This window comes from Micromonospora sp. SD19, from assembly GCF_054462275.1.
Map to the genome: position 1 here is coordinate 919162 of NZ_JBTLMN010000001.1, position 16872 is coordinate 936033.

The 16872-nt window shown below is 69.5% G+C and carries 11 protein-coding genes; 10 read left to right on the forward strand and 1 reads right to left on the reverse strand.

Annotated elements, in window-relative coordinates; translation table 11 throughout:
• Positions 1 to 52 precede the first annotated feature (52 nt).
• Entirely contained in the window at positions 53 to 2554 is a 2502-nt protein-coding gene (locus ACX27O_RS04245; protein WP_458938970.1) for a LuxR C-terminal-related transcriptional regulator, read from the reverse strand.
• 372 nt (positions 2555 to 2926) lie between these two features.
• Here ACX27O_RS04245 and ACX27O_RS04250 point away from each other — a divergent pair, with 372 nt between their 5' ends.
• The 10 genes from ACX27O_RS04250 to ACX27O_RS04295 all read left to right on the forward strand — a co-directional run bounded on the left by ACX27O_RS04250 (position 2927) and on the right by ACX27O_RS04295 (position 16846).
• Positions 2927 to 4126 (forward strand): glycosyltransferase, encoded by a 1200-nt coding sequence (locus ACX27O_RS04250; protein ID WP_030329305.1) that lies wholly within the window; start codon positions 2927 to 2929, stop codon positions 4124 to 4126.
• A 15-nt stretch (positions 4127 to 4141) separates the two neighbouring features.
• Entirely contained in the window at positions 4142 to 5782 is a 1641-nt protein-coding gene (locus ACX27O_RS04255; protein WP_458938971.1) for an AMP-binding protein, read from the forward strand.
• Positions 5782 to 6933 carry an acyl-CoA dehydrogenase family protein gene (locus tag ACX27O_RS04260; RefSeq protein WP_358124562.1) on the forward strand — a complete coding sequence of 384 codons (1152 nt, stop codon included), beginning with the start codon at positions 5782 to 5784 and terminating at the stop codon, positions 6931 to 6933. The genes ACX27O_RS04255 and ACX27O_RS04260 overlap by 1 nt, the downstream gene beginning before the upstream one ends.
• Entirely contained in the window at positions 6930 to 8483 is a 1554-nt protein-coding gene (locus tag ACX27O_RS04265) for an aldehyde dehydrogenase family protein (RefSeq protein ID WP_358124565.1), read from the forward strand. The genes ACX27O_RS04260 and ACX27O_RS04265 overlap by 4 nt, the downstream gene beginning before the upstream one ends.
• Positions 8480 to 8827: a type II toxin-antitoxin system RatA family toxin gene (locus ACX27O_RS04270; RefSeq protein ID WP_051708203.1), complete on the forward strand. Its 348-nt coding sequence runs from the start codon at positions 8480 to 8482 to the stop codon at positions 8825 to 8827. The genes ACX27O_RS04265 and ACX27O_RS04270 overlap by 4 nt, the downstream gene beginning before the upstream one ends.
• 317 nt (positions 8828 to 9144) lie before the next feature.
• Positions 9145 to 9477, forward strand: a complete 333-nt coding sequence (locus ACX27O_RS04275; RefSeq protein WP_167337272.1) for a hydroxyisourate hydrolase — start codon at positions 9145 to 9147, stop codon at positions 9475 to 9477.
• Between the two features lie 641 nt (positions 9478 to 10118).
• Entirely contained in the window at positions 10119 to 13061 is a 2943-nt protein-coding gene (locus ACX27O_RS04280) for an AfsR/SARP family transcriptional regulator (RefSeq protein ID WP_051708202.1), read from the forward strand.
• Between the two features lie 195 nt (positions 13062 to 13256).
• On the forward strand, positions 13257 to 14216 hold the full coding sequence (locus ACX27O_RS04285; protein ID WP_030329290.1) for a GDP-mannose 4,6-dehydratase: 960 nt from the start codon (positions 13257 to 13259) through the stop codon (positions 14214 to 14216).
• Positions 14217 to 14224: 8 nt separating this feature from the next.
• Positions 14225 to 15550, forward strand: a complete 1326-nt coding sequence (locus tag ACX27O_RS04290; protein WP_209444497.1) for a UDP-glucose dehydrogenase family protein — start codon at positions 14225 to 14227, stop codon at positions 15548 to 15550.
• 288 nt (positions 15551 to 15838) lie between these two features.
• Positions 15839 to 16846, forward strand: a complete 1008-nt coding sequence (locus ACX27O_RS04295; RefSeq protein WP_210857506.1) for an aldo/keto reductase — start codon at positions 15839 to 15841, stop codon at positions 16844 to 16846.
• Positions 16847 to 16872 lie beyond the last annotated feature (26 nt).

Sequence of the window (16872 nt, forward strand, 5' to 3'; positions counted from 1 at the left end):
GCCGCGGGCTCGGACCGCGACCGGCTCCGGTCACCTGAGCGGTGGCTCAGTCTCAGGTCTGCGGCCGGGTGAGCAGCACGCTCAGCGCGCCGAGCTCCCCCCGGTTGGTGATGCCGAGCTTGCGGTAGACCCGGTGCAGGTGGTTCTCCACCGTCCGCACCGACAGCACGAGGGTTCGGGCGATCTCGCGGCTGGACAGCCCTCCGGCGGCGAGCTCGGCGATCTCACCCTCGCGGGGCGTGAGGCGTGGCGGCGCCAGCGCTGACAACGCGGGCGAGCGGGGGATCTCGTCGCAGTGGCGCATGAACATGAGGGCGCGGGCGGCGGCGGTGGACGCCAGGGCCAGGCGGCCATCGGACCGGTGCCGCTCGGACTCCTCGGCGGCGGCCTCCGCGGCCAGCAGCGGGCTACCCATTTCGGCGAAGTCGGCGGAGGCCTTCGCGAGCGCCGCCGCGTCACCCTCCGCCATCGCCCGGGCGTGCAGGGCGTAGGACTTCCCGAGGAGTCGCCCGGACTGGCCCGCGAGCGTCCGCAGCCGGTCGGCGGCTGGTCGCGGAGCGCCCAGGCGCGCCGCGTCGTGCAGGGCCAGCGTCTCGAAACCTGCCGAACCCCGGTCCCGGGCCAGTCGCGCGGTCCACTGCGCGTGCGCGGCGGCGTCGCCGTGCCGGGCGCCGATGACCCAGGCGCGGTTGAGTTCCGTCCAGGGGCTCAGCAGGCGCAGGGACACCCCGTCCAAGCGGTCGGCCTCGGCCAACGTGCTGGCCGCGGCGTCGGGTTCGCCGGTCAGCGCGTAGCTGTGCGCGAGCAGCCCCAGCAACACCGCCAGCATGTTGTTCGACCTCTGCTCACGGGCGATCGAGATGCCCTCACGGCACCAGGACGCCTGGTCCCGCAGCTGCCCCCGCATCCGGGCGACCAGGCCGCGCAGCAGGCACGACACCAGGGTCGCGAACTGCCACCGGTTGGCGAGCGCCCGTTCGTAGCTGATGCGGGCCCGCTCCTCCGCATCGGCGAACTGCGCGGTCCACAGCATGCCGTGGACGGTGCCCAGGTCGGCGAGAACGGAGAGCCACGGTGCCTCGTCCGGCCACTCGCCGGCGAGCAGGTCGAGTCCCTCGTGTGGGCGGCCGGAGAAGACCATGGCCAGGCCGGCGGCCACCTGGGCTTCCGGCTCGTCCGGCGCCCCGGCGGCGAACTCCAGGGCGTCCTTCGGGGCGTCCGAGAGAGCACGCAGCAGCGCCTGCCGGGCGACCAGCCGCCGACGGGCGACCGGGTCGACGACCTCGTCGACCGCCGCCGCCAGCAGCGCCTCGGCGGGCCCCTGCCGGTCGAGTCCGAAGTAGAGGTTGAACGCGCGCACCATGGCGACCCGGGCCCGGTCGAAGTCGCAGTCCAGCCGACCGAGACCGGACAGCGCGGACTCGGCTTCCGCCGGGCGGCCGGCGAACAGCAGGCCGTAGCCGAGCGGTTCGATCACCGCCGTTCCCCGACCGGCGGCCAGCTCGCGCTGGGCCAGCTGCCCGGCGAGCTCGAAATCCAGTGCCGACCGTGCGGCCCTGGCGGCGACCGCAGTGTTCTCCGGGGACGGCCGCTGGCCACAGGCCAGCTGCCACCGTACGGTCCGCGCGAGGTCGACCGGATCGTGGCTGCTCGCCTCCATCAGGCTGGCGCACTGACCGAGCCACCGTCGCGCGCGCAGACGCGGCGTGACGGCACGCAGGACATCTCCATAGATCGGGTACGTCAGGCGGGCGAGGTCCTGGCCACCGCTTCGCTCGATAGTGATGAGACCGTGCGCTTCCGCTGCTTCGAGCACGTCAGCGGAGACCAGCTCGCCGAGCACGTTCGGGCCGATCGGCTCGGTGACGGCGAGGAGCTCCATGGCGGAACGGCATTCCGGCGACACCGCCGCGAGCCGCTCGTCGATCAGCCCGGTGAGCCAGGACGGGATGGCGAACGGGCCACGAAGCATCCACATGCCGTTCTCGGTCACCAGCCGGTTCGCCTCCAACTGAGCGGTCAGCAGCTCGCGTACCAGCAACGCGTTGCCCGCGGTGGCCTCCCAGAACCGCTGAACCAGAGCACCTTCCACCTGGCCGGACAGCGCCTCACCGAGGATCTGGTGGACGTCGTCGCGGCTGAGCGGGCCAACCTCGATCCACTCGGCCAGCCCGTCGGTCCACAGGTCCGCGATCGGGCGCGGCAGCCGCCGGTCGGGACGCACCGCGGCGAGGAGGAAGAGTTCGCCCCGCCGGGCGAGCTGCACCGCCAGCGCGGCGGATGCCTCGTCCAGCAGGGGAGCGTCGTCCACGAGAAGCGTCAGACGGCGCTTGCCGGCCGGCTTGAGCAGCGCCTCGGCCGCGACCCGGAGCGCGTCGCCCGTGAACGGTGAGCGGAGCAGCCCGGACGGTAGGTGTTCGGCGAGCGCGCCGAACGGGACGTTGGCGGTCGCCACGGTGGTGACGGCCCGGATGACGTGGTGTCGCGCCGGGTCCGCCCGGTGGGCGGCCTCGGTCTGCAGCCGGCTCTTGCCCACGCCTTCCGGGCCGATCAACGCGATGCCGGCGGATCCGCGCCGGTCGGTCGCTGCGCAGATGCGCCGCAGCTCTGAGTGCCGGCCAGCGAAAACATCTCGGAGGCGGTCCCTGATCGTTACCTCGGTGGAATCCACCACCCCACTGTCTTATTGGTCGCTATCGATCGGCTTTCGTCAAACCATCACCCGGGCGGCCTATCGACGAACCGCGAGGCCAGCGCGCTCCTGAGTACCGAATGCGGCCCCTGTGTATCGAGCAGCCGGACCGGTTGAGTACTTCGTCGCGATAACCCGGTAGCGATGAGGAAGCCTTTCCCGCAGAGGTTTCCCAGTATCGTCGCCACTGCCGGCAAGCCCGACCAGAATCAGCTCTCGTGAATTGGGGCGATAATGTCGTATCTGAAGCCGACCGATCCTGCCGTACTGGCGAAGGCCGTCGCTGACAACCTCGTCGTCGCGGCCGACCCCGACGCACCCGCCTCGGGCCTCTACTACTGGGAGATCTCCCGGCCCTGGCGGGACAAGGTCGTCGACGCGGTCCGGACGTGTGGGGCCGACGCGATCCGCACGCTGGGTGAGAGCCTGCTGGCCGACCCGACGGACCACCGACGGTACTGGGCGCTGCACGCGGCGCTGGCGGAGCGGCACGGCCGCGACTCCGCCATCGACAACATCATGCACCTGGGCTGGCGTGCGGAGTGCAACTCACGCCTGGGCCACGTGCTGAACGAGGACTACACGAGCGACGCCGTCCCGGTGACGGTGGAGGAGATGGCCGCGTTCGACCCGGGGCCGCGGCTGCCCGACGGCGCCGCGCCGGAGGTCCTCGTGGTGATCCCGTTCCACAGCCGGCTGGAGGGCGGCGGCGAGCGGCTGCGCAACCTCCTGGCGTGCCTGCGTTCGCTGCGTGACCAGTCGTTGCCGCGCGAGCAGTATCAGGTGACGGTCGTGGAGAGCGACGAGCAGTCCCGCTGGCGTGACGTGATCAGCCGCTTCGCCGACAACTACATCTTCGCCCCCAAGAGTGGGGTGTTCAACAAGTCCTGGGCGATGAACGTCGGCGTCGCGAACACGCCCGGAGACACCGAGATCATCTGCCACATGGACGCCGACGTGCTGGCCGACCGTGACTTCCTGGCGCGCAACGTCGACCGCATGCGCGAACCCGGCACGATGGGGCACCTGCCGTACCGGGACATGGTGGCGATGGACTACCCCGCCACCTGGCGGGCGATCCGCGAGCGGCTGCACGGCGGCGCGGCGGCGCCCGACCCGCGGCGGCTGCGCGCCTTCACGCTGCGCCGTGGTCCGGGGCTGTGCTTCTTCGCCCGTGCCGAGCTGTACTACCGGACCGGCGGCATGGACGAGCGCTTCCAGGGCTGGGGCGGCGAGGACATCGAGTTCAACTACCGCTTCGGTTTCGACGCGGCGTACGACGCCTTCGACGAGCCGCTGCTGCACATGCGGCACCCGTCCTACTCCGAGCTTCGCGGTGACGGCAAGTTGATCAACGCGCACCTCGTGCCGGGCAGCTGGCAGCCGACCCGGCCGATCGGTCAGCTCGACCAGTTCGCCCCGGCCAGCGTCTAACGTTCGGAGGACGGCGTGACCACAGAGACAAGTACGGCGGTCCGGCTACTCCAACCCGCCGGACCGCACGACGACAGGACCATGCTCGACCATCTCCGGGAGGCCGTGGCCCGGCATCCGCAGCGGTCGGCGGTGATCTGCTGGCACGCCGATGGCCGGGCGACCGAACGGCTGACCTACGCACAGTTGGGTGCGACGGTCGAGCGGTTGGCGGCCGGGCTGGCGAAGCTCGGCGTCCGGCGCGGCGAGGTGGTGACGCTGCAACTGCCCAACTCGTGGCAGCTCGTGGCCCTCGCCCTCGCCTGCGCGCGGATCGGCGCCGTCGCCGGTCCGGTGGCGCCGATTATGCGCCGGCGTGAGCTGGAATTCATGACCCGGCTCACCGAGAGCCCGGTGTACGTGGGGGCGGCCTCCTACCGTGGCTTCTCGTACGACGAGATGAGCGCGGAGGTGGCGGCGGCGGTGCCCTCCCTCCGCCATCGCGTCCTCATCGGTGAGCCGAGCACTCCGGGTGCCCTCGACTTCGACGCCGACCTGCTCAACCGGGCCTGGGAAGACGAGGTGCCGCCCGGTGAGCTGGACGGCCGCGAAGCCGGCCCCGACGACCTGGCCCAGGTCATGTTCACCTCCGGCACCACCGGTGAGCCGAAGGGCGTCATGCACAGTCACCGGACGCTCTACGCGATCAACCAACGGCAGATCGAGGTGCTGGGGCTGACCAGCGACGAGGTGACGGCGATGGGCTCGCCCACCACCCTGCAGGGTGGATACACCTGGAACTTCGTCATGCCGCTGCTGCTGGGCGCGAGCGCGGTGCAACTGGACACCTGGGATCCGGCGCTGATGCTGCGGATCTTCGAGGCGGAGCGGGTGACGTTCTTCTACGGCGCGCCGACGTTCCTCAGCGACCTGATCCACGAGCAGCGACGCAGTGGGCGGGACGTCGGCGCCCTCAAGGCGTTCGGCACCGGCAGCGCGCCGGTGCCACCGGTCCTCGTGGAGGAGGCGCGGGAGGTCCTCGGCTGCCGCGTCTACGCCGTCTGGGGCATGACGGAGAACGGCTGCGTCACTGTCACCCGCCCGGAGGACCCACCGATGCGGGCCGCGGAGAGCGACGGCACACCGGTGCCCGGCATGGAGATCCGCATCGTCGACGAGAAGACCGGCAGACCTGTCGAGAAGGGTGAGGTCGGGCGGCTCCAGGTACGGGGCGACAACCAGTGCCTGGGCTACTACCGCCGTCCGAACCTGTACCGCCAGTCGCTGACACCCGACGGGTGGTTCGACACCGGCGACCTGGCGCGCGACGACGGACACGGCGGCATCCGCATGGTCGGCCGCCTGAAGGACGTCATCGTCCGGGGAGCCGAGAAGGTGCCAGTGGTCGAGGTGGAGGCAGCGCTGCTGCGTCACCCGGCGATCCGGGAGGCGGCCGTCGTCGGTTATCCGGACCCACGGCTCGGGGAACGGGCGTGCGCGGTCATCGTGCCGGACGGCGAGGCGCCCTCCCTCGACGAATTGCGTGCCCATCTCACCGAGCTGGGCATGGCCAAGCCGTATTGGCCGGAGCGGATCAGTGCGGTTGACGAACTGCCGAAGACGCCGTCGGGAAAGGTCCAGAAGTTCGTTCTGCGGGAACGATTGAAGGCGACGTGATGGATTTCTCTCTTACTGCTGATCAGCGCGCGCTGGCCGAACGGGTGCGCACCTTCACCGAGAAGCGAATAACGCCGTTCTATCAGGACAGCGACCGGGAGGGACAGTTCCGCCCCGATCTGCTGCCCGAGTTGGCCGCCGAGGGCCTGTTCGCCCTGCGCGTCCCGGTCGAGTACGGCGGGCTGGGGTTGGACGCGGTCAGCACCGGCGTCGCCCTGGAGGAGTTGGCCCGCGGCGACCTCACCGCGTGCTACCCGGTGCTGAACGCCGCCCTGGTGGCCGGCATCATCACCGCCAACGGGACCCCGGAGCAACGCGCGCGCTGGCTGCCGGCGATCGCTCGCGGGGACGCCGTGGTGGCGTTCTGCATGACCGAGCCCAGCCACGGGACCGACGCGGCCGCCGTCAAGCTGCGAGCCGAGCCGAACGGTCCGCACGACTGGCGGCTCGTCGGCGAGAAGACCTCGATCATGCTGGGGGCGTACGCCACCCACGGGATGATCTTTGCACGTACCAGCGACGCGCCACGTGCCCGTGGGGTCACCGCCTTCTACGCCCGGTTGGACGACCAGCACGTCGTGCGGTCAACCCTGCGTGACCTGGGCAGCCGGTCCGGCGGCCGATCAACTCTGGTCTTCGACGGCCTGCCGGTCCAGGTGTCGGACGTGGTCGGCGAAACCGGACTCGGCTTCGCCCAGGGCATGCGCGGCTTCGACTACTCGCGGGCGCTCATCGCGCTCATGGCGGTCAGCGTGGCACAGGCCGCGCTGGACGACGCCATCTCGCACGCTCAGCACCGGCGGGCGTTCGAGAAGCCGCTCGGCCAGTTCCAGGGCATCGCCTTCCCGCTCGCGGAGTGCGCCACCTATCTGCACGCGGCCCGGCTCGTCGCGTACGAGGCGCTGTGGCGCAACGACGCCGGGCTGGAGCACCGTCTGGCGGCGAACATGGCCAAGTGGTGGGCGCCGAAGGTGGCCGTCGAGGCGACGCACCAGGCGTTGCTGACGCTCGGTCACTTCGGTTACAGCGAGGAGCAGCCGATCGCCCAGCGGCTCCGGGACCTGATCGGCACGCAGCTCGCCGACGGCACCGCCAACGCCACCAAGCTGGTGGTCGCACGGGAACTGCTCGGGCGGGAGTACGCGCCATGAGAACCTTCCCGTCCTATGTGGCCGGCAAGGACGTCGAGTCGGACCGGCATGTCTACGGCATCTCGGCGCGCGCGGCGCTGGAGGACACCTTCGGTGCGTTGAGCCTGAAGCGGCGGCTGGAGGCCGGTGAGTCCGGTGCCGAGGACGACCCGCGCGTTGTCGGACGATGCGCGTTGGCCGACCCGCAGACCGTCCAGCAGGCGTTGGCCGCGGCGGCCGCCGCCCAGCCGGAGTGGGGCAGGACGCCGCTGCGTACCCGGCTGCGTCTGGGCGAGGCGATCCGCCGGCGGCTCGTCGCGACCCGCGAGGAGTTCGTGGAGCTGATGGTCGCCGAGGGGCGGCCGCGCACCCCGTCGTACGCCGAGATCGACGGGTTGCTGCACATCTTCAGCGAGCAGACCCTCTCGTGGTGCGCCGAGCTGCTGCACCGCGAGTTCTCACACGAGGGCAGGCGGATCGTGGTGCGCCGCCGTCCGGACGGGGTCGTCTGCGTGGCGCCGCCGCAGAACGCGCCGCACTCGAACGCCATCTACGGCGCTGCCGCCCTGCTCTCCGGCAACACCGTGGTGATCCGGGCGCCGCGCAGTCTGCCGCTGGGCGTGATGTACGCGATCCGGGAGATCATCGCCCCGGCCCTCGACGAGGTGGGTGCGCCACCGGGCACCGTCAACGTCGTGTGCGGACCGCCGATGCTCGACGACTGGCTGGCCAGCCCGCACGTCAACGACATCATCTACTTCGGCGGCAGCGAGAAGGGGCTGGCCTTCCAGAACGACTGCATCGCCGCCGGCAAGAAGCCCATCCTGGAGCTGGCCGGCAACGACTGCGCAGTGGTCTGGCGGGATGCTGATCTCGACGTGGCGGTCCGCGCGCTGACCGAGGCGTTCAACGCCTCGGGGCAGATCTGCAACGTGCCCAACCAGGTCGTGGCGCATCCGGCGATCGCCGACGAGCTGCTTGACCGGCTCCGGGTCGCCGCCGGGCAGATCCGACCCGGCTACCCCGACGACGAGGGCGTGGAGCTCACCCCGGTTCTGGCCCAGCGGAGCTTCTTCGCGGTGCTCGAGGAGGCACTGGCCGGTGGAGCCCAGCTGGTGTGCGGCGGACGCCAGCTGGAGGTGGACGGGTCGCCGTCCGACACCGGCTACTTCCTGGAACCGACTGTGGTGCGCGTCGACGGCCTGGCGCGCAGCCGCGAGCTGTCGGTGGTCCGCGCCGAGACGTTCTTCCCGCTGCTACCGGTGGTGGTTCCCGAGCCGGGCCGCAGTGACGACGCGCTGCTCGAGGATGTGCTCGACTTCGTCAACACCAACGCGTACGGCCTGCGCAACTCGTTCTGGTCGGCTGACGAAGCGGTGGTGGAGCGCTTCGTGGGTGGCGTGACCAACGGCGGCGTCATCAAGGTGAACGACGAATCGCACTCCGGCTTCTTCCCGTACCTGCCCTCGCACGGCGGCACCGGCCTCACCGGCGGCGTCTTCGGCGAAGCCAGCTACATGATGATCCGGACGACGCATCTGCAGGCGGTCTCACTGAGGAGCGGCTCATGAGGACGATTCGGGTGACAGCCGGAAGCGCGGTGTCGGCGGATGCCGCGTTCGATCGGATCAGGCAGTTCGACGATGAGTGGACGGTGCCGTTCCGCGGTGGGGCGATTCACTGGCGGCAGCGGTCCGAGCCGGCACCGAGCGAGCGCCGTATCTCGTTCACCCAGACCGATGGCGATTTCCGCAGCCTGTCCGGCGTGTGGCGGACAATCCCCGCGGCCGAGGGCTGTGAGGTGCTCTTCGAGCTGACGTACGACGTCGGGGTGCCGATATATGACCGGATCCTCGACCCGCTGATCGAACGGGTGCTGTCGAGGGCTGTCCGGAGGGCGGTCTCTGACCTCTAGGCGTGTCCCGCGCAGCATGAAGGTGGTCCCTCGAATCGGTTTCCGACTCGAGGGACCACCTCTCGTTGTGGGCGCCCGGCCCAAGTCGTCAGCCCCAGTTGGTATCACGGCTCATAATCTCGCTCCCCCTTCGATCTCGGCTACGGACCGAGTCCACCAGCGTCCGCTGTCGACCTGATATCTGATGGCTGTCGATCCGTCCTCGATGCGCTTAGCGCAAGATGGCGAAAGCGCTTGCCGACTTGATAGCGGGATGAAAGCGGTCAGCTGTAAGCTCACGCGAGCCGCTGCCATAAATGGAGGGACTTGGATGTCAAATGATTGGTGTTCGCATTATTGATGGCGCGTCGGGCAGACCTGTCCCGGGCGTGCTGGTGCGGCTGCACAGCCGCGATGATCGAGGCTGGGCACCATTGATGTCCGGGTTCACGGCAAATGACGGCCGACTGCCGGCGCTGGAGGAGCTTCAGGTGAAGCGCGGCGCCCATCAGCTCACGTTCGATCCCTCCAGTTACTTCGCCGGCCTCGGGACTGTCGCGGAATACCGCGACTTCTCGGTGTCCATCCAGGTACGCGAGATCGAGCTCGACCTGCGGATGGCCGTATACCTCAACGCTGCGGGTTTCGCCGTCTACGGAGAACGTGCATAGCGCGCCGGCGGGAGCGGGCTGAGCGGGCCATCAGTGGATGGTGTGCGTGGTCTGGCGCCGCCGGCGGGATGGCGCGGTGTCTGCGCCGCATGGTTGCCCCTGGGCCCGACGGTGCTGGATCAGCGTCGACCGGGGCGTTTTCCGCGCGCTGACCCGCCGTCCCGGTTGCGAGGGAGAGCGGCGGCGGCGACCCCGAGAAAAGCTTGGCGGCCGCGAGCCCTCGGCCTCGCGGGACTTCGCCGCCCCACTCACGATCGCCGAGCGAGCCCCGGCGTGACGCGCCCGCCGTCGTCTGCTCGCTCGGAACTGCGCGCGCCATCGGGTGCACGTTGACTTCACGCCCGTCGGGCTGGTGCGGCCCGCATGACCCGTCGAATCGCCGTGTCGTACGTTCACCTGCGCCTGGCCAACACGTCATCTCATAGACGCTCTGAAACATCGGCGATCCCGAATCTCGCCTGGTGCCCGCCTGCATGCTTCGCTACCATGTAAAACGTTCTCCTATGCGGGGCGTCAAACGATCATCCGGCCGGCTCCGGGGGGTGCCGTTGGGCTGGCGATGTGTCGTTGTCGACGGGGAGGAAGCTTGTCGACGGGGAGGAAATTTGCAGGTTTTCCGCATACTTGGACCTTTGCACGTTGTGAACGCCAGCATCACCGCCTCCCGGCAGCAGACAGTGCTCGCCATGCTGCTACTGGAGGCCAATAATGTGGTCCCGCTCGGCCGGCTTATCGAGGCGGTATGGGAGGAATCGCCGCCATCGACAGCCAAAAGTCAGATTCAGATCTGTATATCGGCGGTACGACGTGCGCTCCGAGGCACCGGTCTCGACGATCGGATCGTCACCAACCCGGCCGGCTACCAGATCAGAATCGCCGAGGGTGAGCTGGACCTGCACATCTTCAACGACCTTCTGAGCGAAGCCCGCACGGCGCTGCGGGAGCAACGGCTGGAAGATGCCGCGTCGGGTTTTCGGCAGGCCCTGGCGCTGTACCGCGGGGCTCCGCTCAGCGGCGTGGACAGCCGGCTGGTCGAGGCGGCGGCAACCCGGATCGCCGAGCGACGGCTCGCCGTCGTCGAGGACTGCCTCGAACTGGAGCTGCACCTCGGCCGGCATCGCGAGACCATTGACGAACTGATGGCGCTCGTCACCGAGCACCCGCTGCGGGAACGGCTGTGGCAACAGCTGATCACCGCGCTCTACCGGGCCGGCCGGCAGGCGGAGGCGCTGGCGGCATACCGGTCGGCGCGGCAGGCCTCGATCGACGACCTCGGGTTGGAGCCGAGTGAGCCGCTCCGGCTGTTGGAGCGGGCCATCCTCAACGGAGACCTCGAGCCCGGCCCGGCAGTGGAGCAGGAATGGCCGAATCCGATCGAGCCGGCGCCCCCGGTGCCCCGAATGGCTCCGGCCGACATACCTGACTTCACCGGGTACGGCGAGCTCGTGACCGAGTTGGGCGACTTCTTGCGCTATGGCAGCGGTCATTCCGACCACGACTCCGTGCCGGTCCTGACCATCACCGGCCGCGGCGGCGCGGGAAAGACGACCCTCGCCGTGCACCTGGCCCACGAGTTGGCCGGCGAATTCTCGGACGGGCTGCTGTTCACCCGGTTGGGTCCGGAGCGGTCACACAGCGGCGGTGTTTCCCAGATCCTCGACGGTTTTCTCCGCGCGCTCGGCATGCCCGGGTCCTCGATACCCGAAGGGCTTGAGGCGCGCGCGGCGACCTTTCGGAGCCAGATCGCCGCGTCCCGGGTGCTGATCGTCCTGGACGACGTCGTCGACGAGCGACAGGTCTACCCGCTCCTGCCGGGCAGCCCCAGCTGCGGTGTGATCGTGACCAGCCGGCGCCGCCTGGCCGGCATCCCCGGCTCCCGGCTCGTCGAGGTGAGCGCACTCGAACAGCGCGACGCCGTCGAACTGCTGACCCGGATGGTCGGCTCCGAACGGGCCTCCGCCGAACCGCGCGAGGCCCTACGCCTGGTCGAGCTGTGCGGTCGGTTGCCGCTGGCGCTGCGGATCGCGGCCGCGAGGCTGATCGCCCGTCCGCACTGGCGGATGGCGCAGCTGACCGAGCGACTTGAGGACGAGGGCCGGCGTCTGGACGAGCTGGCGCACGGCGGCCTGGATGTGCGAACCAACATCGCGATCAGCTACGAGGGCCTCGACGAGCAGGCGCAACGGCTGTTGCGGCGGCTCGGCCTGCTCGAGACCCACGACTTCCCGAGCTGGACCGCGGCGCCGCTGCTCGACATCGACGTGGCCACCGCGTCCGACACGCTCGACGCGCTGGTGGACGCGCAGCTGCTGGAGGTCGTGGGTGGATTCGGCGTCGATACCCGCTACCGGCTGCACGACCTGGTTCGGGTCTACGCCCGTGAGCGGCTCGCGGCCGAGGAGACCGCGCCGGTCCGGCTGGAGGCCGCTCGGCGTCTCCTCGGTGCGTGGCTGTTCCTCGCCGACGAGGCGCACCGCATCCTGTACGGCGGCGACTACACCGTGATTCACAGCAGGGCGGAGCGTTGGAGTCTGCCACGACACCTCGTCCACGACCTCCTGCGCGATCCGCTGATGTGGTTCGAGAACGAACGAGCCGCCGCGGTGGCCGCGGTGGGTCAGGCATCCCAGGCCGGTGCTCCCGACTACTGCTGGGACCTGGCGATCACGATGGTGGCGCTCTTCGAGACCGGCAGCTACCTCGACGACTGGCGAGCGACGCACGAAATCGCCCTGCTCACCGCGCGGCAGGCTGACGACCGACTCGGCACTGCCGCGATGCTGTACTCGCTGGGCGCGGTGGACATCGTCGAGCAGCGCTTCGACGACGCGCGCGCCCGGCTGACCCAGGCGCTTGAGGTGTTTGACGAGATCGGCGAGGCGCGCGGCCGCGCCCTCGCCCTGCGGCACCTGGCCTTCCTCGACCGGGTGCACGGTGACCTCGATCAAGCGTGGGCGCGCTACAGCGAGGCACTTGCCGCGTTGCATCCGCTCGGGGACGCGGCGGGCACCGCGCACATCCTCAGCGGCATGGCGCGCATCAAGCTGGAATGGAGCGAGCGCGGCTCCGCCGCCGAGCTGCTGGCTGAGGCGCTGCGGAAGGTGACCGAGGTCAACAGCACCCGTGTCCAGGCGATGGTGCTGCATCGGCTGGGTGAACTGCACTTCGAGGACGGCGACCTGACCCGGGCCGAGGAAGAGCTGACCAAGGCCCTGAAGCTGGTACGCGGCGGCCACGACCGGGCAGGCGAGGCGCACGTGCTGCACGGGCTCGGTCTCGTGAAACTGCGGCAACACCAGCATCACCAGGCGGCGGTGACACTGAACCACGGGTACGCGATCGCCCGCCGAAACGGCGACCGGCTCGCCACCGCGCGATTCTGCCTGGCGCTCGCGCGGGTGCACCGGGCTCGACGGGACTACTCCTCCGCACTGGAGTGGGCCTCCCAGGCGCTCGGGATCTTCGACCAGTTCCACGCACTGCTGGGTCGCCTGGAGGCCGACGAGCTACTCGGGCAGATTCGCGACGAGGCGGCCGGCCGGCACGACGTGCGCGAACAAGCTGTTCTTCCGCCCGCTGTCTGAGGTAGCGCCAGTCCGTCGCAACGGTAGGCGTGCGGGCCCGTTGAGTGCTGGTCGAGCCGCGTGCAGAGTACCCGGCCGACAGTACGTTCATCCCACCGGAGAGTGGGCTCAGCCGTCGCAGCATTGACGCGGCGGTGCGATAAGGCTCCGCGTAGCCGAGGTCCAACCCACTTTCGACAGGGATTGGAGGTTCCCGTGTCGCAATCCAGCAGATTCCGACGAGCCTTGGTGACCGGCGGTGGAGGATTTCTCGGCTCGTACGTCTGCGAGCAGCTCCTCTCCGCCGGCGTGGAGGTGATTGGCGTCGACAATTTCTCCACCGGGCACCGTAGCTATATCGAGCACCTGATGAGCCGACCGGGTTTCACGCTCGTGGAGGCGGATGTCTCCGAGGAATTCGACACGCCGGGATCGGTCGACCTGGTGATGCACCTGGCGTCGCCGGCGTCGATTCCCGAATTCTATCGGCTGCCGATCGAGACCATGCTCGTCGGTAGCTACGGCACCCACAACGCGCTGCGCATCGCCCACCGATGCGGAGCCCGCTTCGTGCTGGCCTCCACCTCGGAGGTGTACGGCGACCCGCTGAAGCATCCGCAGGACGAAGAGTACTGGGGCAACGTCAACCCGATCGGCGCGCGATCCGTCTACGACGAGGCGAAGCGGTTCGCCGAGGCATTCACCACTGCCTACGGCAAGAAGCACGACGTGAGCGTGGGTATCGCGCGCATCTTCAACAGCTACGGCCCGCGGATGCGCCCGGACGGTCGGGTGATCTCCGGCTTCATCGCCCAGGCCCTCGACGGCGTCCCCCTGACGATCCACGGCGACGGCAACCAGACGCGTTCGCCCTGCTACGCCGAGGACACCGCGCGAGGCCTGTTGGCGATCGCGGAGAGCGACTACGGGCAACCGGTCAACATCGGCAACGTCCACGAGGTCACCATCCGCGACCTGGCTCAGATGATCCTCGAGGTGACGGGCAGCCGCTCACCGCTGAAGTTCATCGAGGCCGACGAGGACGACCCTCGGCAGCGCTGCCCCGACATCACTCGAGCCGAGCGGGAACTGGGCTGGCGGCCACAGGTCGCCCTCAAAGAAGGCCTACGGCGGACGGCAGCGGCCGCCAGCAAACCATCAGCGGACTGGAATTAGGAGGCACAGTGCTTACGATCTCCGTGCTGGGCTGCGGGTATCTCGGTGTCACACACGCCGCCGGTATGGCCGAGTTGGGGCACCAGGTCATCGGGATTGACATCGACCCGGAAAAGATCGCCGCGCTGGCGGACGGCCGAGTGCCGTTCTTCGAGCCTGGGCTGGACGAGCTGATCACCCGCAATCTCGCCGAGGGGCGTCTGCGGTTCAGCACCGCGTACGAGGACGCCGCGAGCGCCGACGTGCACTTCATCTGCGTGGGCACGCCGCAGCGCAGTGACACCAGCGCAGCCGACCTCAGCCACCTGCACGCGGCCATCGAGGGTCTGGCACCGTCGCTGGCGGACGGGTGCCTGGTCGTCGGCAAGTCCACAGTGCCGGTCGGCACCGCGGCTCACCTGGCCGAGATGCTCCGCGTTCTGGCGCCCGACCGCGAGAAGGTGGCGGTCGCCTGGAACCCGGAGTTCCTGCGCGAGGGTACGGCGGTGGCCGACACCCTGCGCCCGGACCGCCTCGTGCTCGGCGTGGCCGACACGTCCGCCGAGGCGGTGCTCCGCGAGGTCTACGCGCCGCTGATCGAGGCGGGCGTCCCGGTGGTGGTGGCCGATCTGCCCACCGCCGAAGTCATCAAGACCGCCGCCAACTCCTTCATGGCCACGAAGATCTCCTTCATCAACGCGATCGCCGAGTTCTGCGACGCGAGCGGCGCCGACGTCACAGTCGTCGCCGAAGCGCTCGGACGCGACCCGCGGATCGGCGAGCAGTTCCTCAAGGCCGGCCTCGGCTTCGGCGGCGGCTGCATCTCGAAGGACATCCGGGCCTTCCGGGCCCGCGCCCACGACCTCGGCGTCGGCCACGCCCTGGCCTTCCTGGCCGAGGTCGACGCGGTGAACCTGCGGTGCCGCGACCGGGTGGTGGAGTTGCTCCGCAAGCAGTGCGGCGGCGGGTTCAGCGGACGGCGGGTGGCGGTGCTCGGCGCCGCCTTCAAGCCCAACACCGACGACATCCGCGACTCGCCCGCGCTGTACGTGGCTGAGCTGATCAGCCGTGAGGGCGGTGTCGCCGCTGTCTACGACCCGCGGGCGATGGGGAACGCGCGGCGTGCCTTCCCCCACCTGACCTACACCACCAGCCCGCTCGACGCGGCCCGCGGCGCCGACGCGGTGGCCCTGTTGACCGACTGGCAGGAGTTCGCCACCCTCGACCCACGGGTGCTGGGCAAGGAGGTCAAGAGCCGCAACATCGTGGACGGGCGGCACCTGCTCAACGCCGAGGAGTGGCAGCAGGCCGGGTGGCAGTACGTCGCGCCTGGCCGCCCCGCACTGCAGAACTGACGGTGCCGCGTCACGGACGTGCCTGACGGCGTCGAGTTGCTGAACCAGGAACCCGTCGCCGTCGGCATGTCCCACCGCGCCATTGGCGCGGACGCCGTTGTTCCGAGTCATCGTGGTAGCCGCCGGTGGCTACCACGATGCGTCAGTATGCGAGCATCGGCCAATCTCAGGCTCCGGCAGCGGTGCAGCTCGCCCTTTTTCCGTTCCGCGGAGGCGTATGACCGGCGCGCTTTTCGAGTAGCGCAACGGGTTGACGTGGAGGACGCCCGAACATATAGCTTTCCCGCCATGAGGACTGTGGAATTGGGGCGTACGGGTGAGCAGGTCAGTCAGATTGCTCTCGGGTGCATGCTGATGGGAACGCTCACCGACGAGGCGTCGTCGGTGGAGATGCTGGACCGTTATCTCGATGCCGGGGGCAATTTCGTCGACACCGCCAACTGCTATGCGTGGTGGCCGTCACCGGGCAACACCGGTGGCGAGAGTGAGGAGTTGATAGGCCGCTGGCTCGCCAACGGCGGTCGACGCGACAAGGTCTTTCTCGCCACCAAGTGCGGTGCGCGGTTGGCCGATCCGGAAGAGGCGCGTGGCAAGACGTGGGAAGAGGTCCAGGCCCGTTTCGAGGGTGCCGGCGCCGACACCGTACGCCGGGGCATCGACGACAGTCTGCGGCGGCTCGGCACCGACCACGTCGACCTGTTCTACGTGCACGTCGACGACCGGTCGACGCCGCTGGAGGAGACGCTGGCCGCCCTGGCGGAGATCGTCCGCGACGGCAAGGCGCGGTACATCGGCTGGAGCAACGTGCGCACCTGGCGACTGGAACGCATCCGGCAGCTTTGTGACCGCCATGGTTGGCCCGCGCCGGTAGCGGTGCAGCAACAACACAGCTACCTCCGTCGCCGCGCCGGGCTCGACCACAAGTCCATCGTCGACGACGAGCAGCTCGACTACCTGCGGACGCACGACGACCTGACGTTGGTCGCGTACTCGCCGATCCTCAAGGGGGTCTACGACGATCCGGCGAAGCGGCGGAACCACGACATCATGGATCCGTACCAGGGTCCGGATGCCGAGGCGCGGCTCACGGCTCTCACCGCGCTCGCCGCCGAGCTGGGGGTCAAGCCCAACCAGTTGGTGCTCGCGTGGCTGATGCACCAGACGTCGCCGAGCATCGTGCCGCTGATCGGGCCGCGCACCCTCGACCAGTACGCGGCTGCCATGTCGGCGATCGACGTCAAGCTCGACGCGGCACACGTCGAGCGGCTCGACACCGCCGGCGCCCATGCCGCCTGATCGGGGCAGTGGCGTAGGCGTCCGCT

Excerpts from the sequence above, each read along its gene's own strand:
- ACX27O_RS04270 (WP_051708203.1), top strand. The coding sequence starts at position 8,480 with ATGAGGACGATTCGGGTGACAGCCGGAAGCGCGGTGTCGGCGGATGCC.
- ACX27O_RS04275 (WP_167337272.1), top strand. The coding sequence starts at position 9,145 with ATGATTGGTGTTCGCATTATTGATGGCGCGTCGGGCAGACCTGTCCCG.
- ACX27O_RS04260 (WP_358124562.1), top strand. The coding sequence starts at position 5,782 with ATGGATTTCTCTCTTACTGCTGATCAGCGCGCGCTGGCCGAACGGGTG.
- ACX27O_RS04295 (WP_210857506.1), top strand. The coding sequence starts at position 15,839 with ATGAGGACTGTGGAATTGGGGCGTACGGGTGAGCAGGTCAGTCAGATT.
- ACX27O_RS04265 (WP_358124565.1), top strand. The coding sequence starts at position 6,930 with ATGAGAACCTTCCCGTCCTATGTGGCCGGCAAGGACGTCGAGTCGGAC.
- ACX27O_RS04250 (WP_030329305.1), top strand. The coding sequence starts at position 2,927 with ATGTCGTATCTGAAGCCGACCGATCCTGCCGTACTGGCGAAGGCCGTC.